The sequence below is a fragment of the Bacillus sp. FSL P4-0334 genome (assembly GCF_038004825.1).
In the GTDB taxonomy this organism is placed as follows: Bacteria; Bacillota; Bacilli; order Bacillales; family Bacillaceae; genus Bacillus; species Bacillus velezensis.
The window spans coordinates 640,402-654,819 of record NZ_JBBORX010000001.1 but is presented as its reverse complement, the minus strand read 5'-3'; the positions used below and the strand labels follow the sequence as shown (position 1 = coordinate 654,819).

At 47.5% G+C, this 14,418-nt stretch carries 10 protein-coding genes and 1 pseudogene; 9 read left to right on the top strand and 2 right to left on the bottom strand.

Annotation, left to right across the window (positions count from 1 at the left end; translation table 11 throughout):
* Positions 1-42 precede the first annotated feature (42 nt).
* Together NSQ37_RS03350 and NSQ37_RS03345 are read left to right on the top strand one after the other, a co-directional pair.
* On the top strand, positions 43-1,398 hold the full coding sequence (locus tag NSQ37_RS03350; RefSeq protein ID WP_015240776.1) for a YncE family protein: 1,356 nt from the start codon (positions 43-45) through the stop codon (positions 1,396-1,398).
* A gap of 39 nt (positions 1,399-1,437) precedes the next feature.
* Complete coding sequence (locus NSQ37_RS03345) at positions 1,438-2,814, top strand: YncE family protein (protein WP_341123216.1); 1,377 nt, start codon at positions 1,438-1,440, stop codon at positions 2,812-2,814.
* Between the two features lie 6 nt (positions 2,815-2,820).
* On the opposite strand, the pseudogene NSQ37_RS03340 reads toward NSQ37_RS03345, so the two are convergent.
* Positions 2,821-3,333: pseudogene (locus tag NSQ37_RS03340) on the bottom strand (bacteriocin biosynthesis protein AlbG); the annotation flags it as partial.
* A 153-nt stretch (positions 3,334-3,486) separates the two neighbouring features.
* Between NSQ37_RS03340 and NSQ37_RS03335 the strand changes: the two are divergent.
* From NSQ37_RS03335 to NSQ37_RS03320, 4 genes are all read left to right on the top strand, one after another.
* Entirely contained in the window at positions 3,487-3,915 is a 429-nt protein-coding gene (locus tag NSQ37_RS03335) for a DUF1934 domain-containing protein (RefSeq protein ID WP_007407634.1), read from the top strand.
* Entirely contained in the window at positions 3,912-5,582 is a 1,671-nt protein-coding gene (gene argS, locus NSQ37_RS03330) for an arginine--tRNA ligase (RefSeq protein ID WP_007407633.1), read from the top strand. The genes NSQ37_RS03335 and argS overlap by 4 nt, the downstream gene beginning before the upstream one ends.
* A gap of 133 nt (positions 5,583-5,715) precedes the next feature.
* Positions 5,716-6,906: a nitrate transporter NarK gene (gene narK, locus NSQ37_RS03325; RefSeq protein WP_007407632.1), complete on the top strand. Its 1,191-nt coding sequence runs from the start codon at positions 5,716-5,718 to the stop codon at positions 6,904-6,906.
* Between the two features lie 97 nt (positions 6,907-7,003).
* A complete protein-coding gene (locus NSQ37_RS03320; RefSeq protein ID WP_007407631.1) occupies positions 7,004-7,720 on the top strand; it encodes a Crp/Fnr family transcriptional regulator in 717 nt (238 codons plus the stop codon).
* 31 nt (positions 7,721-7,751) lie between these two features.
* Here NSQ37_RS03320 and NSQ37_RS03315 read toward each other — a convergent pair whose 3' ends face one another.
* Positions 7,752-8,471 (bottom strand): YwiC-like family protein, encoded by a 720-nt coding sequence (locus NSQ37_RS03315; protein WP_160223330.1) that lies wholly within the window; start codon positions 8,469-8,471, stop codon positions 7,752-7,754.
* 142 nt (positions 8,472-8,613) lie between these two features.
* Between NSQ37_RS03315 and NSQ37_RS03310 the strand changes: the two genes are divergently transcribed.
* The 3 genes from NSQ37_RS03310 to narH all read left to right on the top strand — a co-directional run bounded on the left by NSQ37_RS03310 (position 8,614) and on the right by narH (position 14,408).
* Positions 8,614-9,090, top strand: a complete 477-nt coding sequence (locus tag NSQ37_RS03310; protein WP_007407629.1) for a Crp/Fnr family transcriptional regulator — start codon at positions 8,614-8,616, stop codon at positions 9,088-9,090.
* 178 nt (positions 9,091-9,268) lie between these two features.
* On the top strand, positions 9,269-12,955 hold the full coding sequence (locus tag NSQ37_RS03305; RefSeq protein ID WP_160223329.1) for a nitrate reductase subunit alpha: 3,687 nt from the start codon (positions 9,269-9,271) through the stop codon (positions 12,953-12,955).
* On the top strand, positions 12,945-14,408 hold the full coding sequence (gene narH / locus NSQ37_RS03300) for a nitrate reductase subunit beta (protein WP_076424664.1): 1,464 nt from the start codon (positions 12,945-12,947) through the stop codon (positions 14,406-14,408). Before NSQ37_RS03305 ends, narH begins: the two co-directional genes overlap by 11 nt.
* Positions 14,409-14,418 lie beyond the last annotated feature (10 nt).

Here is a 14,418-nt window from a genome sequence, read left to right as displayed (position 1 = left end):
GTATCTGCGTGAGCAGTGTATGTCTGAAAAGGAAGTGAAGATATGAGAAATAACAAGCTTTCCTTTAAAGAAAAAGCAGGAGCCGCACAAGAAGAATGTTTATGTTTTTGCGAGGAAGAAGCAAGCCGTGAAGCGATGTTTCAAGCGCCGATTGAATTGCCTGAGGGGTTTGTTGTTGATCCGGCTGAAGCTGTTGCAAACGTGACGTGGAATGCAGACAGCCTTTCTTGTGTCATTGAACGCTGTTTCATTGAGACGGGGCCAGAGCCTGATGAAATCGGTGTTCAATTCGCAGTGCGCCTGCAGGGAACTGTTACGCTTCTCGTCAGTGTCTCACCAGTGCGAAATCAATATGGACAAGGGAACGGGTCTGTTTCTGTCATCCGCAATGCAGAGATTGACCAAGTCGTCTATTATTCTGATGAACCCGATGATTGCCCGGATGTCAGTGACATTACGATCGAGAACCTTATTGTCGTTCCGCCATTCTATGGCAGTCCTTTATCGGTGACGGGCACGATTGTGTTTGTTCCTGAGCCGGAACCCGTTTATGCGTTTACAGCGAATCCAAATGATCAATCAGTTTCTGTGATTGATACAAACACTCATACTGTTGTGACAACGATTGCTCTACCGTACCGGCCGACAGGTATTGAAATAACTCCGGATAAAAGCGCTGTGTTTGTTTTGCACTTCAACAATAATGTGATTTCTGTCATCGATTATGACACTTTAACAGTGACAGCATCCATACTGCTGGATCAGCCGCCTGGATCGATAAAATGTATCCCAAATCATGAGTTTGCTTATGTTCTCGGCGATACTGCGATTTATGTGATTGGAATTGATACGTTAACTGTGGATAGGTCGATTCCTGTGGAAGGATTTGATTTTGCAATTGATCCCAATGGGTTATTCGCCTATGTTCTTGATTTTGGTTTAGTGCAAAAAGTGGACCTATTCACCGGTGAAGTCACAGGAACGATTGAACGAGAGCTTATCGTATCATCCATAGAAACAAATTGGCCGGAGCGGTATGCGTATGTCTTAGAACAAGAATTCTTATTCAATTATTTGACGGTTATTGACTTAAATACGTTTACGATCAGCATTACCCAAGAGCTGGAGCCTGATGGCCAATATGTAATGTTTACGAGTGGATCAGAGGTGTATTTACATGACAGCTTCACTGGCAATTTATATGCTGTCAGTCCGAATGGTGCAGGCGTTATAGGAAATGTTCCGCAATCGGCAAGAGACTTTGCGTTTACTCCGAATGGCGAATTTCTGTATGCTGCTCATTTTTTAGAGCAGAACATCACTGTTTACAACACGGATGATTATTCTGTGGAAACTGTGATATCTCTTGGGGTTTCACCGGGAGATATTGTGATTTAACCAACTGCATGCTGTACATTTCTAAAAGGACGTGAATTCATGAAAAAGAATGATCTGTCTGCTTTACAGGAAAATTGTTTCTGTTTTTGTGATGAGGAAATTAGCAGAGAAGCGCCGTTTCAAGTGCCGATTGACATTCCCGATGGGTTCACCATTGATTCTGCCGAAGCAGCTGCGACGGTTACATGGAGTACTGATCATTTATTATGTATCAGTGAGCCTTGCTTAATCCAGACTGGGCCGGAAGCAGAAGATATCGGTGTTCGATATGCCGTGAGAGTAAAAGGGACCGTTACGCTTCTTGTCAGTGTGTCGCCTGTACGAAATCAATATGGACAAGGGGACGGGTCTGTTTCTGTGATTCATACTGAAGAGATTGATCAAGTTGTTTATTATGCAGCGCAGTCTGGCCGCTGTCCTGATTTCAGTCAAATAACAGTGGAAGATCTTCTCATTGTACCGCCTTTCTACGGCAGTCCGCTTACGGTGGCCGGGACACTTGTTTTACCGCCACCGCCAGACCCTCAATCGTATGTGTTTACAGCCAATTCAGGAGACAGCACGGTTTCGGTTATTGATTCAGATTTAAACACTGTTGTAAAAACAATCCCTTTTTCTGACGTGCCAACTAATCTAGGCGTTACTTTCGATAAAGCTTTCACGTATGTCCTCCATGGGAATACCAACCTTGTCTCAGTGCTAGATAATAAAACATTAACCATCATAAATACCATCACTGTTGGAGGAGGGCCGAGAAAGGTTGAATTTGATTCAACAGATGAGTTCGCGTACGTGATGGCCGCCGGCTCTATATATATGATCAACATGGCCTCTCAATCGGTCATTGATGTCATTCCGATACCCGGCGCTTTAGACTTTGCTCTTGATCCGAATGGACAGTATGTCTATACCGCTAATGGAAGCAGTTGGTCGGTTGATAAATATGATGTAAATACTGGGCAGTTGGTAGAAAGTATCATAGATACATTTGAATTTCCCAGTTTAATTGCCACTCCTTACGCTGGAAATTTTGCGTATGTGTTGAATGGTGAGCTGCTGCCGAAAGGTGTAACGGAGATCAGTTTGTCACCATTAAGCAGGGGAGGCGACTTCAACCGTTTATTTGAAACGCTGAGGACGATTGTATTTTCTCGCGATAGCACTAGGGCTTATTTTCTAGAGCCATATAGTGAACCGTTTCTCATTAATAACTTATACGTAGTTAATACGGCTGGACAGAGGATCATTGCAAACGTGTCTCTGCCCGGCGCCTTTGACCTCGCCGTAACACCTGATAATCAGTACATTTATGCAGCACAGCCCGGCGACAATACCGTAACCGTGTACCGCACGAGTGATTATACAGCCATGACGGTGATTCCGGTTGGGACTGGTCCGTCAGCGATTGCGATGTAGCTTATTTCACAGGTTGAGAGAAGCAGAGCTGCGATAAAAAAATCGTTTATAAATAAATGAGCCGATCTGCTGGATGGCAGCCAGGATGATTAAAAACAGCAGTTCACTTATGGTGAAACTGAGCATCCGCCAAACCCCGGCTCCTGTCAGCGCTCCCGCATGCCCTTTTTTGAACAGGCTGACATGCTGGAAAAGCTGCAGCAAGTACGTCCGCATAAAATACAATAAATACAAAATCAGTAACACCGCGAGTCCCATTGATACGGCAAGGGGCGTGTGAAAGCGGAAAGGGACGGCTTTGACGATTTCGAACACGCAGCCGAATATGATGACTTGGCATAATACAGCAGCAATCACGTGTGTTTGGCGGACGTTTTTATAGCTGTCACGCAGCGCTTTGACATCGTTGGCATTTCTGCTGCACAATCTATGTTGCCGGAAGTCGCAGCAGCTTCGATGAGACTGTGTGAGTTTCTGAAAAGCTGCTGTCATGTTTTTTACGGATTGGGTGACATAGTGATATGATTTTCTCTTCTCATAAGGAACTGCTTTTTATGAGGTTTATCTTCAAATCTAATGAGCAATGATGGTAAGATAGAAGCAGTTGAAGTTTACAAGCTGAATGATTATACTATTCAAGTCAAAGTGGAATGATGAAAAGGACGTGTCAAAATGAAGCAAGAGACACCGATAACACTCCATGTGAAGTCTGTGATCGAGGATGACGGAAATGATGAAGTCATCGAATTCCGTACTACCGGATTTTACTATGTAAAACAACAAAAAGTGTATCTATCTTATTATGAAGAACACGACCTAGGCAAAGTAAAAACGATTGTGAAGGTGAGCGAAGGCGAAGTCCTGATCATGAGGTCAGGCGCTGTTAAAATGAATCAGCGTTTCATAACGGGAGCTTCCACAATTGCGAAATATAAAATGTCATTTGGTGAGCTTGAGCTGGAAACAAGCACAAAATCGATTCAATCTGATCTCGGTGAAGAAAAAGGCCGAATCAGCATCGCATATGACATGCATGTCGGAGACGGGCAGCAGCATTTACATAATATGACGATCACGTATGAGGGAGGAACTCACGCATGAACATTGCGGAACAAATGAAGGACGTGCTGAAGGAAGAAATCAAAGCGGCCGTTCTGAAAGCGGGCCTGGCGGACGAAAGCCAGATTCCAAGCGTACTGTTAGAAACGCCGAAAGAAAAAACACACGGTGATTATTCCACAAACATGGCGATGCAGCTGGCGAGAATCGCAAAAAAAGCGCCGCGCCAAATCGCTGAGGAGATCGTGGCGTCATTTGATAAAGGCAAAGCTTCCATTGAAAAGATGGATATTGCGGGACCTGGCTTTATCAACTTTTACATGAACAACAGCTACTTAACAAAACTGATTCCGTCCGTGCTTGAAGCGGGTGAACATTACGGAGAGACAAACATCGGACAAGGCGAAAAGATTCAGGTCGAATTCGTATCAGCCAACCCGACGGGAGATCTTCACTTAGGCCATGCGCGCGGCGCGGCGGTAGGTGACGCGCTGTGCAGCGTTCTTTCTAAAGCGGGCTATGATGTGAGCCGCGAGTACTATATTAATGATGCGGGCAACCAGATTAACAACCTGGCGCTTTCCGTTGAAGTCCGTTATTTTGAAGCGCTCGGTCTCGAGAAACCGATGCCGGAAGACGGCTACCGCGGCGAGGATATTATCGCCATCGGGAAAAAGCTTGCCGAAGATTTCGGCGACCGTTTCGTACATGAAGAGGAGAGCGAACGTCAGGCGTTTTTCCGTGAATACGGCTTAAAGTACGAGCTTGATAAACTTCGCTCCGACCTGGAAAATTTCCGCGTACCGTTTGACGTATGGTATTCTGAAACGTCACTGTACGAAAACGGAAAAATTGATCAGGCGCTTGAGGCGCTTCGCGAAAAGGGCCATGTATACGAAGAGGACGGCGCGACATGGTTCCGCTCCACAACGTTCGGCGACGATAAAGACCGTGTGCTGATCAAAAAAGACGGCTCATACACTTATTTGCTGCCGGATATCGCATACCATAAAGACAAACTTGACCGCGGATTCGACAAGCTCATCAATGTATGGGGCGCGGATCACCACGGGTATATTCCGCGTATGAAAGCGGCAATTGAAGCGCTCGGTTACAAGAAAGGCACATTGGAAGTTGAGATCATTCAGCTCGTTCATTTATACAAAAACGGCGAAAAAATGAAGATGAGCAAACGTACGGGGAAAGCCGTAACGATGCGCGACTTGATTGAAGAAGTCGGCTTGGATGCCGTGCGTTATTTCTTCGCGATGCGCAGTGCTGATACGCACATGGATTTTGACTTGGATCTTGCCGTATCCACATCTAACGAAAACCCTGTGTATTATGCACAATACGCACATGCACGTATTTGCAGCATGCTTCGCCAAGGGGAGGAGCAGGGACTTAAACCGGCGGCAGATCTTGATTTCAGCCATATTCAATCAGAAAAAGAATATGACCTGCTGAAAACGATCGGCGGCTTCCCTGAGGCAGTGGCAGAAGCGGCGGAAAAACGCATTCCTCACCGTGTCACAAACTATATTTATGATCTGGCTTCCGCTCTGCACAGCTTCTACAATGCGGAGAAAGTCATCGATCCGGAAAATAAAGAGAAGAGCCGCGCGCGTCTCGCTTTAATGAAGGCGACGCAAATTACGCTGAACAATGCGCTTCAGCTGATCGGCGTATCGGCTCCGGAAAAAATGTAATGATGATCAAAGGACAAAGTCTTCGGGCTTTGTTCTTTTTTTGTATATAAAGCGTGTGATGTAATTCACAATCCCGCACACTGAGTTTTTGTATGATAAGACTGATATTGAATCAGTGAAAGGGGCAAGCCGAATGATCAATCGTCAACATATTCAATTATCGTTGCAGTCATTAAGCTTAGTGGCAGGGTTTATGGTGTGGGTGCTGATTTCATCGCTCATTTCTCAAATGACATCAGATATTCATTTAAGCAAAGGCGAAATTTCATTGGTGACGGCGATTCCCGTTATTCTCGGATCGCTTCTCCGTATTCCTTTAGGATATTTAACGAACAGGTACGGGGCGCGGCTGATGTTTATGATCAGCTTCATCCTGCTTTTGTTTCCTGTATTTTGGATCAGTATCGCGGATTCTTTATTTGATTTAATCGCGGGCGGCTTTTTCTTAGGGATCGGGGGAGCGGTATTCTCCATCGGAGTGACGTCCCTCCCGAAATATTATCCGAAAGAAAAGCACGGAGTCGTCAATGGGATTTACGGTGCCGGAAACATCGGGACCGCCGTTACTACCTTTGCGGCGCCGGTTATCGCTCAAGCCGCGGGATGGAAAGCAACCGTGCAGATGTATCTTGTTTTGCTGGCTGTTTTCGCATTACTGCACGTTTTGTTCGGCGACCGGCATGAGAAGAAAGTCAAAGTTTCCATAAAGACACAAATGAAAGCCGTTTACCGAAATCATGTGCTGTGGATGTTGAGCCTGTTTTATTTTATTACGTTCGGCGCCTTTGTCGCCTTTACCATCTATCTTCCGAATTTTTTGGTTGAGCATTTTGGGCTGAGCCCTGCGGACGCCGGTCTGCGGACGGCCGGCTTTATTGCGGTCTCTACGCTGCTCAGGCCTGTGGGAGGGTTTCTTGCAGATAAACTGAGCCCGCTCCGCATTCTGATGTTCGTTTTCGCAGGGCTTACGCTGTCAGGGGTCATGCTGTCATTCTCCCCGACGATCGGCCTTTATGCGTTTGGATCGCTGACGGTGGCAGTCTGCTCAGGGATTGGAAACGGGACGGTATTTAAACTGGTGCCTTTCTATTTTTCGAAGCAAGCGGGGATTGCCAACGGTATTGTGTCTGCTATGGGCGGACTGGGCGGTTTTTTCCCTCCGCTGATTCTGGCAAGTGTATTTCAGGCAACAGGCCAATACGCGATCGGGTTTATGGCGCTTTCAGAGGTCGCGTTAGCCAGCTTTGTTCTTGTGATCTGGATGTATTGGCAGGAAAGAATGAAAACACATACGGAGAGAAACAGTCAGAGCCTCAATTCATAATGATCCATTCACAAGATTGTTAGTTTTTTCTGGGTGAGTGCAAATCAAGTCACGTTACAATATACATACGCAACGTGACTTTCTTCGAGGTGAGCTCATGAATATTCTCTCTGTCCGAAAATCTGATAAAGAACTTCTTTCCCGCGAACTGCATGAATTGCTGGAATCGATCAGTACGAAAAGGAAAATGAAAAAACACACTTATTTGTTTCAAGAAGGAATGGATGCAAAAGAGCTTTATCTGATTCAGTCAGGACTCATTGAAATCGGCAAGCTGACATCTGACGGAAAAGACCTGACGCTTAGAATCTGCCAAAAAAACGATATTGTCGGGGAATTGACGCTATTCACAGATGAGCCGAGATATATGCTCAGTGCGAAAGTGTTAGAGGATGGCGAGGTGCTCGTCATTAATAAAAACAAGCTGGAGAAGGAATTGATCCAAAACGGTGTTTTGACGTTTGAATTTATGAAATGGATGAGCACCCATCTTCGAAAAATCCAGTCCAAGATCAGGGACCTGCTTCTTCACGGCAAAAAGGGGGCGCTCTATTCCACCCTTATCCGCTTATCAAACAGCTACGGGGTGGAACGAAGTGACGGGATTCTGATTAACATTGTGCTGACAAATCAGGATTTGGCCAAGTTTTGCGCGGCGGCAAGGGAGAGCGTCAACCGCATGCTGGGAGACCTCCGCAAACAAGGGGTTATTTCGATAGACGAAACCGGAAAAATTATTTTGCACAAGCGGGACTATTTACGATGCGAGATCGAGTGTGAAAATTGTCCGCTGGAGATCTGCAATATTGACTGAAAAAAACAAGGGCAGCCGGTGTCCTTGTTTTTCAGCTTGTGATACATATACACATGACGGCGAAAAAGAAGCCGGCATTTACGATTTCCAGAATGCCGAGCGTTTTCACCGGCCAGTCTCTTCCGTGAAAAAACCAGGCCCGCAGACTGCTTGGGATAAAAGCGAGAAACGCCCAGCCTGCCCCAAGAAGAGCCGATAAAAAGGGGAGCAAGAGGTGATATCCCCACGACCAGTATGCAAAGGTTCTGTTTTTTCTCTCCCGTATGACCGATTTCACATAAAAAGAACTCCCGACAAAAAATAAAGCGGATTGCAAGAATAGAAACCAGGCCCAGCCGTCAAGGGTTCCCGTTCCCAGCCAGCAGCTCGCAAGCCCGCCTGAACAAAAGAACAGAACACCTGCAATATCATTCGTGAGCGCCCGTTCGTTTTTTCGGCGGGCATAATGCGTATGTATGAGAAACAGCGGCAATAAAAAAACGCCGATCCAGACGAGCTGCGGCTTATGATAGACAGAAATGATCAAAAAGCAGCAGGCCGGAAAACCGTAATACCATATCCACTTTTGATAGGGCTGAAGCTGTTTCTTTTTCAAAGCGAGCGAAACGGGATAAACCGCTAAGTAAAGGAACAGCCAGCCTAGAAAGAGCGGAACATGCCAGAAAACCGGGCCTCCCTTGATCATGCCGAGTAAAAATGGAATCAGCAGCATCGCCCATGCGCCGTGCTGCTTCGGAATCATCGCCTTCATCGAAACCCTCCTTTTTATTTCATTATAAGTACATACACTCTCCTGATAAGTGACTTTTATCATACAAGCTGTGAAATACATCACTGCCGTGCAGGCTCAATCGGGCTACACTAAAGCTATCCTTAGCACAGGAGGCTTTCCTATGAATCAGTGTGACTATTTATTATTTCTGAAACAACTTCCTATGTTTAATGAAGTGCCTCTGTCCATTGTCGAAACCTTGCTGAAAAACGGGACGTTTATCCGCGGCTCATCTGACCAATCTCCATCCTTTCTTCATTCACAATCCGTTTATATTGTATTAAAAGGCAATATCCGTTTTACGGACAGCAGGCTCCCTGAAGGGTCGCAAACCGTTGCGCTGTGGGAAAAAGGCGATGTGTTTCCGATTGATGAAAAAGGCGGGCTCTCTTTATCGCCTTTTATCTCAGTCAATGCCTCACCGGATATCCTGGTACTCCATATTCCATATTCCGTATTTAAGCAAATGATGTCTTACCATCCGCGGCTGCAAATGAACTTTTTGGCGATGCTTCAGCAAAATGTCTTCTGTTCCTATCAGTTGTTTTTGCGGTATCTGCATACATCACGGGATGAAAACGCCGAACCCGGTTCTTAAACAGAACCGGTTTTTTTTGATGACGCCGGGCGTCCCCATATCGTTTGAAAATCCTTCCTGCTGCTCTGTGTGAACGTTTTGTGAAAAAAGCAGAGTGTGTGACATAGTTCACAAGGAAACGCGCCGTCTCTGTTTATAGTGTACATAGCATCACCTGACTCGGAAGGAGTGAACGATCATGAAGAAAAAGAAAATGAGTCCGTTGCTCAGGAGATTAAACTATTTTTCTCCTATCGAACATCATTCAAATAACCATAGCCAAACGACAAGCGAAGATCGTGATTGGGAGAATGTATACAGAAACAGATGGCAGTACGACAAAGTCGTTCGCTCCACCCACGGCGTCAACTGCACGGGTTCTTGCAGCTGGAATATTTATGTAAAAAACGGAATTGTCACGTGGGAAGGACAAAACTTGAATTATCCATCAACAGGCCCGGATATGCCTGATTTCGAACCGAGAGGCTGCCCGCGGGGGGCCAGTTTTTCTTGGTACATCTACAGCCCGCTCCGTGTGAAATATCCATATGTGCGCGGTGTGCTGATCAATTTGTGGCGGGAAGCATTGCAGGCGCATCAAAATCCGCTGGATGCCTGGAAATCGATCGTTGAAAACCCTGAAAAAGCGAAGTCCTATAAACAGGCAAGGGGGAAAGGCGGCTTTGTCCGCGCGGAATGGCCGGAGGTGCTGAAGCTGATTTCAGCCTCTCTGCTGTATACAGTGATGAAATACGGGCCTGACCGGAATGTCGGTTTTTCTCCGATCCCGGCGATGTCCATGATCAGCCACGCATCAGGTTCGCGATTCATGTCGTTAATCGGCGGCCCAATGCTCAGTTTTTATGACTGGTATGCGGATCTTCCGCCGGCGTCCCCGCAAATTTGGGGCGACCAGACGGACGTTCCGGAGAGCAGTGATTGGTACAATTCAGGCTATATCATCACATGGGGCTCCAACGTTCCGTTAACGAGAACGCCTGATGCGCACTTTCTGGCGGAAGCCCGCTATAAAGGCGCTAAAGTCATTTCGATCAGTCCCGATTTTGCGGAATCCTCAAAGTTCGCAGATGACTGGCTGAGTATCCGCCAGGGGACTGACGGGGCGCTTGCGATGGCGATGGGTCACGTCATTTTGCAGGAATTTTACGTGAACCAAGAAACTGAACGTTTTATTGAGTACGCGAAGCAATACACCGATTTTCCATTCTTCGTCACTCTTTCAAAAGAGAACGGCGTGTATACAGCGGGACGGTTTCTGCATGCAAAAGACATCGGGCGGCAGACAAAAAATGATCAGTGGAAGCCGGCGGTCTGGAATGAACAGACAGGTGCGTTTGCCATACCGCAAGGCACAATGGGCTCCCGCTGGGACGGGCAGCAGAAATGGAATCTGCACATGATCGACGAAGACACCGGGGAACAGATTGAGCCCCGTCTCTCCGTGCTCGGAATAGAGGACGAAATCGGCTCAGTGCGCATTCCGTATTTTTCAGATGACGGAAACAAAGTGCTTGAGCGGGATCTTCCTATTAAAAAACTGGACCTGAACGGTGAAGAGACGTACGTCACGACCGTGTTTGACTTGATATTGGCCAACTACGGCGTGAACCGGGGCATCGGCGGACAATCAGCCGCATCCTATGATGATCCCCGTCCGTTCACACCTGCCTGGCAGGAAAAGATTACGGGAATTAAAAGAGAAGCCGTTATACAGATTGCCAGGGAGTTTGCCCAAAATGCGATCGATACAGACGGCAGATCCATGATTATCGTAGGGGCGGGCATTAACCACTGGTTCAACTCCGACACGATTTACCGTGCGGTGTTAAATCTTGTTTTACTCGTAGGCGCCCAAGGCGTAAACGGCGGAGGCTGGGCCCATTACGTGGGGCAGGAAAAACTCCGTCCGGCTGAAGGGTGGCAGACGATTGCAACCGCAAAGGACTGGGAAGGCGTGCCTAAGCTGCAAAACGGCACCTCATTTTTTTACTTTGCGACAGACCAGTGGCGTTATGAAGACCAGCCGATCAGTGACTTGGCTTCACCGATCGCCGCGTCATCCCGCTACAAGCATCACGCCGATTACAATGTGCTGGCGGCGCGATTAGGGTGGCTTCCGTCTTACCCGACATTCAATCAAAACGGCATTGATCTGTACAAAGAAGCTGAGAAAGCGGGGGCGGCGACACCTGAAGACGTAGGTGCGTACGTGGCCTCACGGCTTCAAGAAAAAAAACTGAAATTCGCGATTGAAGACCCTGACAATGAAGTGAATTTCCCAAGGAATCTCTTCGTATGGCGGGCAAATCTGATCTCAAGCTCAGGGAAAGGGCATGAATATTTTCTCAAGCATCTGCTGGGGACGACGAACGGTCTGATGAATGACGACAGCGACAGCATCCGCCCTAAAGAAATCAAATGGCGGGAGCAGGCGCCGGAAGGCAAGCTCGACTTGTTAATCAATCTTGATTTTCGAATGGCGGGTACGGCGCTGTATTCCGATATCGTGCTGCCGGCGGCGACATGGTATGAAAAACACGATCTCAGCAGCACGGATATGCATCCGTTTATTCATCCATTTGCTCCGGCCATCTCGGCGCCGTGGGAATCGAAGTCAGACTGGGATATTTTTAAGGCGCTGTCAAAAGCCGTTTCCGATCTGGCGGAAGAAGTCGATATGGAGCCGGTAAAAGAGATAGTCGCAACGCCGCTCCTCCACGACACGATGCAGGAATTGGCCCAGCCGTTCGGCAAAATCAATGACTGGAGCAAGGGTGAATGTGAACCCATTCCGGGAAAAACGATGCCGAACATCCATGTCGTTGAACGGGATTACAAACACATTTTTCATAAAATGACCGCGCTTGGCCCTAATACGGCTTTAAAACCGAGCGGAACAAAAGGGATGAGCTGGTCGATTGCGGATGAATATGAATCACTCAAACAGAGACTGGGAGAAACCGATTCAAACAGCGTTGCCAAAGGATGCCCGAATATAAGTGAAGCGAAGCAGGCGGCGGAAGCGATTTTAACCCTGTCGTCCACCTCAAATGGAAAAGTCGCCGTGAAAGCATGGGAATCACTTGAAAACATTACCAATCTGGAGCTGAAAGACCTGGCGGAAGAGCGCGAGGAAGAATGCTTTACGTTCGAGCAAATTACAGCCCAGCCGAAAACGGTCATCACCTCTCCGGCCTTTACCGGTTCAGAAAAAGGAGGGCGCAGGTACTCGCCGTTTACGACGAATGTGGAAAAATTAATTCCGTGGCGGACGCTGACAGGCAGACAATCCTATTATGTCGATCATGAACTGATGATGGAATTCGGTGAAACGATGGCGACATTTAAACCGATCCTCCAGCACCGTCCGTTCCTAAGCAAGCGGCCTGATCAAGAGGGCAAAGAAATCGTTCTTAATTATTTGACGCCGCATAATAAATGGTCCGTCCACAGCATGTATTTTGATTCTCTGCCGATGCTGACGCTGTTCCGCGGCGGGCCGACTGTGTGGATGAATAAAGATGACGCAGAGGACACGGATATCAAAGACAACGATTGGATTGAATGCTTCAACCGAAACGGCGTTGTCGTCGCGAGAGCGGTTTTGTCTCACCGGATTCCTAAAGGAATGGCGTTTATGCACCATGCCCAGGACCGCCACATCAATGTGCCCGGCACAAAACTGACGAATAACCGCGGAGGCACCCATAACAGCCCGACAAGGATTCACGTCAAGCCGACCCAGATGATCGGGGGCTATGCACAGCTCAGTTACGGCTTTAACTATTACGGTCCGACGGGGAATCAGCGCGATCTGAATGTCGTCATCCGCAAGCTGAAGGAGGTTGATTGGCTTGAAGATTAAAGCGCAAATCGGGATGGTCATGAACTTGGATAAATGCATCGGCTGCCACACGTGCAGCGTCACCTGCAAAAACACGTGGACAAACCGTTCCGGTGCGGAATATATGTACTTCAATAATGTAGAAACAAAGCCGGGCATCGGCTACCCGAAGCAATGGGAGGACCAGGACAAATATAAAGGCGGCTGGACGTTGAAAAAAGGAAAGCTTGAACTGAAATCAGGCCCGAAAACGAATCGGCTCGCAGGCCTTTTCTATAACCCGAACCAGCCGACGATTGATGACTACTATGAACCTTGGAACTATGATTATGAAACATTAACAAACAGCCCGCAGAAAAAACACCAGCCGGTAGCGCGCCCGAAATCGTCCTTGACGGGGGATTTTATGAATATCGAATGGGGCCCGAACTGGGAGGATGATCTCGCGGGCGGGCATATTACGGGTCTTGAAGATCCAAACGTACAAAAGATGGAGGAATCGATCAAAACAGAATTCGATGAAGTCTTTATGATGTATCTGCCGCGTATTTGCGAACACTGCATCAACCCGGCGTGCGTCTCATCCTGTCCGTCCGGCGCCATGTACAAACGTGAGGAGGACGGCATTGTGCTTGTGGATCAAAACGCATGCCGTTCATGGAGATATTGCGTCTCATCCTGTCCTTATAAAAAAGTCTATTTTAACTGGCAAACGAACAAAGCGGAAAAATGCACACTCTGCTTTCCGCGCTTGGAGGCGGGGCTGCCGACTATCTGCTCTGAAACGTGTGTCGGCAGAATCCGCTATCTCGGCGTCATGCTGTATGACGCGGACAAAGTGGAGGAAGCGGCATCGGTTGAAAATGAAAAGGATCTCTACCATTCCCAACTGGACGTTTTTCTTGATCCGAATGATCCTGAGATTGGCAAACTGGCAAAAGAACAAGGCATCCCGGCTGAATGGATAGAGGCTGCGCAGCAATCGCCGATCTATAAAATGATCATTGACTGGAAGATTGCGCTTCCGCTTCACCCTGAGTACCGTACGCTGCCGATGGTGTGGTACATTCCGCCGCTCAGCCCCATTATGAATCTCTTTGAAGGAAAAGGCAGCCGGCAAACGGCGGAAGCGATTTTTCCGGCTATCGACCAAATGAGAATTCCGATTGACTATTTGGCGCAGCTGTTAACGGCGGGGGATACGGATCATATTCGATCCACGTTAAAGAAAATGTCTGTCATGCGCCAGTATATGAGGGCGGTTCAGACAAATAAATCCATCGACCCGGCATTGGTCTCCAGTGTCGGCTTAACAGAACAGCAAATTGAAGACATGTATCGGCTGCTGGCAATCGCCAAATATGATGACCGTTTTGTGATCCCGAGCAGCCATCGAGAAGAAGTGTCAGATTTATATGCTGAACAAGGGAGCTGCGGCTTATCATTTTCAGGCGGCCCGGGCTCTTGTTTCTAACTTTTCATAA

Excerpts from the sequence above, each read along its gene's own strand:
- NSQ37_RS03350 (WP_015240776.1), top strand. The coding sequence starts at position 43 with ATGAGAAATAACAAGCTTTCCTTTAAAGAAAAAGCAGGAGCCGCACAA.
- NSQ37_RS03345 (WP_341123216.1), top strand. The coding sequence starts at position 1,438 with ATGAAAAAGAATGATCTGTCTGCTTTACAGGAAAATTGTTTCTGTTTT.
- NSQ37_RS03335 (WP_007407634.1), top strand. The coding sequence starts at position 3,487 with ATGAAGCAAGAGACACCGATAACACTCCATGTGAAGTCTGTGATCGAG.
- argS (WP_007407633.1), top strand. The coding sequence starts at position 3,912 with ATGAACATTGCGGAACAAATGAAGGACGTGCTGAAGGAAGAAATCAAA.
- narK (WP_007407632.1), top strand. The coding sequence starts at position 5,716 with ATGATCAATCGTCAACATATTCAATTATCGTTGCAGTCATTAAGCTTA.
- NSQ37_RS03320 (WP_007407631.1), top strand. The coding sequence starts at position 7,004 with ATGAATATTCTCTCTGTCCGAAAATCTGATAAAGAACTTCTTTCCCGC.
- NSQ37_RS03315 (WP_160223330.1), bottom strand. The coding sequence starts at position 8,471 with ATGAAGGCGATGATTCCGAAGCAGCACGGCGCATGGGCGATGCTGCTG.
- NSQ37_RS03310 (WP_007407629.1), top strand. The coding sequence starts at position 8,614 with ATGAATCAGTGTGACTATTTATTATTTCTGAAACAACTTCCTATGTTT.
- NSQ37_RS03305 (WP_160223329.1), top strand. The coding sequence starts at position 9,269 with ATGAAGAAAAAGAAAATGAGTCCGTTGCTCAGGAGATTAAACTATTTT.